Annotated in this window: 2 protein-coding genes; both read right to left on the minus strand. The window is 61.0% G+C overall.

The window, feature by feature from the left end; all coding sequences use genetic code 11:
* A partial coding sequence (locus VEK15_03745) for a VOC family protein (protein ID HXV59782.1) occupies positions 1–394 on the minus strand: 394 nt, incomplete at its 3' end.
* A 97-nt stretch (positions 395–491) separates the two neighbouring features.
* The gene (locus VEK15_03750; protein ID HXV59783.1) at positions 492–2,999 is read right to left on the minus strand and encodes an ATP-binding cassette domain-containing protein; all 2,508 of its coding nucleotides are present in this window, start codon (positions 2,997–2,999) and stop codon (positions 492–494) included.
* Positions 3,000–3,045 lie beyond the last annotated feature (46 nt).

Here is a 3,045-nt window from a genome sequence, read left to right on the forward strand (position 1 = left end):
AACGCCAGCCGGCGAGGGGGCCTTCGTCAACCACGTTGACGTCCGAGTAGAAGACGACACCTTTGCTCTCCAACTCTGCCTTTTTGGCATGGATGTCGTCGACCCGGAAGCAGACATGGGCCGCTCCGATGTGATTGTTCGGAACCGCTTGTCCCGACGTGTCGGCCCGGTCACGATATTCGATCAATTCCATGCTCGAGTGTTCGCCTGCCCACAGGCTCACCTGACGCAATGATGCGTCGGGGACCCCGACGCCTTTCGCCAGCTCCGGCCCCTCGAACCAGGGCGTTGGCTCGTTGGCGAACGGCAACCCCAAGAGGTCGTGATAGAAGTAGATCGAGCGATCCAGGTCCCTCACAACGAGACCAACATGGTGAATAGCTTTGAGTTCCATTGCAGCTGCTCCTCTGCTCGCGGGTCGTTCTGTCCTCCGTAGGACTAGATGCAGGGATCGATGGGCCGATCCCGGGCCCTCCTTCGTAATCTTTGACTCACCTCAACCGTCGCAATCCACGGACCTGGCTGTAGATCAACGCTGCCACCATGATCAGGGCACCTTGGAAGAAGTACTGCCAGGTCTGACTGAGGCCAAGAAACACGGTCGCGTTCTGTACTTGAACTATCAGCAAGGCCCCGAACAACGTTCCGATATACGTGCCTCGGCCGCCGAGAAGGCTGGTTCCGCCGAGCACAACCGCCGTGACACTGCTGAGGGTGAACCCTGCGCCCTGCGCGGGATCCCCAATTCCGAGTGTGGCGAGAAGGACTATCGCACCTAGAAAGACGAAGGTGGACGCCGTGATATAGGCGCTCATCGCCGTGCGATCGACTGGGATTCCGAGCCGTCGGGCGGAGTCCTCGTCTGAGCCGATAGCCCGAATCCGCTGCCCCCATCCACGTTTCCTGAGCCCGTACTCCATGACGACCGTAGCGAGGACCAACACGATGAAGGACCATGGCACTGGGCCGAGCTTTCCCATGATCAGGTCAGTGACCGTCCTGCTAATGAAGCCGCCGGGTCGGTCCCGGAGGACGAAAGCGAGTCCCCCAAGCGCTATGTACGTAGTCAGGGTCGCCGCGACCGGTGTGAACCGAAGAAATCGAATGAGGGCTCCGTTGGTGGCGCCGACGGCGACCGCGACCGCGACCATCGCGACGAGACCAAGCAACATCAGGCCGAACGGGTTCCCTTCGACGAGAAAGAACGACCCAACAACCACTAGGAATCCGGCGAGCGGCCCGACTGATAGGTCGATCCCTGCAACGAGAAGCACGATCGTCTGGCCGATTGCGATGAAGCCAAGCGCCGACGCCAGGGTCAGGACCGAATTGATGTTGAACGCAGAGAAGTAGCGGTCGTTGCCAGAGAAGATGTATCCAGCCAGACCCAGGATCACCAGGGCGAGTATCAACACCGGTGCATAGTCGCCTTGGACGAATCTTCTGAGCCCTGAGGAGCTATCTCGTTCGGCCGCACCCGAGCGCTCCTTCAGCCCCGTTGCGCTCACGGCTGCGCGAACGATCTGCTGTTCGTTCACATCGTCGCCTTCGAGTTCGACGACGACCTGCCCCCGAGACATGACTATGACGCGGTCGCAGAGCCCTTCGAGCTCGTGGGCATCGGAGGAGGCCACGACGACGGGAATCCCGTCCTCCGCCACCTCACGAAGAATCCGGTAGATCTCGGCTCGCGCTCCAACATCAACACCCTGGGTCGGTTCGTCGGCGATGAGCATGTTCGGCTGTGACATCAGAGCTCGGGACATCACGACCTTCTGCTGGTTGCCTCCCGATAGAGATGTGACGCTTGCCTCCAGTGACGACGCCTTAACATCCAGCGACTTGAGCTCCGACTGGACTATCGGTGTCTCGATCGAACGGCGAACGAAGAGCCCCTGCCGAAATCTGCGCAACGCACTGACTGCCGCGTTCTCGCGAACCGAGAGCGTCATCATGAGACCCTCCCGGTGTCTGTCTGCCGGCATGTAGGCGGACCGAGTCCTCAGCGCATTCTCGGAGTAGGGCTTGCCTCCGATCTCGACTGAGCCGGAAAACGGCTTGAGGCCCGCTAGAGCAGCGAGGAGCTCGCTCTGACCGTTGCCGACTACTCCGGCGACACCGAGAATCTCGCCCTTGCGGATGCTGAACGACACGTCGGTGAACGCTTCACCGGTCAAGGCGCTCGCCATCAGGTATTCCTCGGATGCGTCTGAGATTTCCGGCTTGGGCGGGAATGTTGATCCGATCAGACGTCGGCCGACGATCCAGGCGAGGAGCTGATCGTCCGTCACATCCTCAACGGCTGCGGACCCGCTCACCATTCCATCGCGTAGAACCGTCACGCGATCGGCGAGAAGTCGCACCTCGGCGAGTCGGTGGGTTATGTACACGACCGCAGTGCCGCGAGCTGCTGCTGTCCGCACGTGGTCGAAGAGGAGTTCGACTGAGTCTTTACCAAGCGGAGCTGTCGGCTCGTCGAGGATCAGCAGCTTTGGCGAGGACGCGAGCGCTTTCGCGACCTCGAGAAGGTGCTTGTTTGCCACGGAGAGCGAATCGACCCGGTCACGCAGGTGCACCTTCAATCCGACTTCGTCGAGGAGCGCACGCAACGACTCCTCGGTGGTGCCGGCAAACTGAAGATGCTCTGGTCGTATGCCGAGTCGAAGGTTCTCTTCGACCGTCAGGTCTGGTAGCAGAGCTGGATGTTGGTGGACGATCGCGATGCCGAGGGCGTTCGCATCTGTGGGGGTCAGCTCAGGCTGGATGAGACCCTCGAAGTAGATCTCTCCTTCGTCTGGATCGACCTGCCCCGATGCGATGCCCATGAGCGTGGACTTTCCAGCACCGTTCTCTCCGAGCAGGGCGTGAACCTCTCCGGGGAACACCTCGAGCGTGACATCGGTGAGGGCGTGAACTCCCCCGTAGCTCTTGGAAATCCCCGAGAGGATCGCCGTCGGGTTTTCGGAAACCCGCTGCTCTTCAGGCTTGATTGACACCATCTCTCGATCAGTCGACCAGTGTGGTGGGGGGGGGGGGGGGGGGGGG

Source organism: Vicinamibacteria bacterium (assembly GCA_035620555.1).
GTDB lineage: Bacteria > Acidobacteriota > Vicinamibacteria > Marinacidobacterales > SMYC01 > DASPGQ01.

Excerpts from the sequence above, each read along its gene's own strand:
- VEK15_03750 (HXV59783.1), bottom strand. The coding sequence starts at position 2,999 with ATGGTGTCAATCAAGCCTGAAGAGCAGCGGGTTTCCGAAAACCCGACG.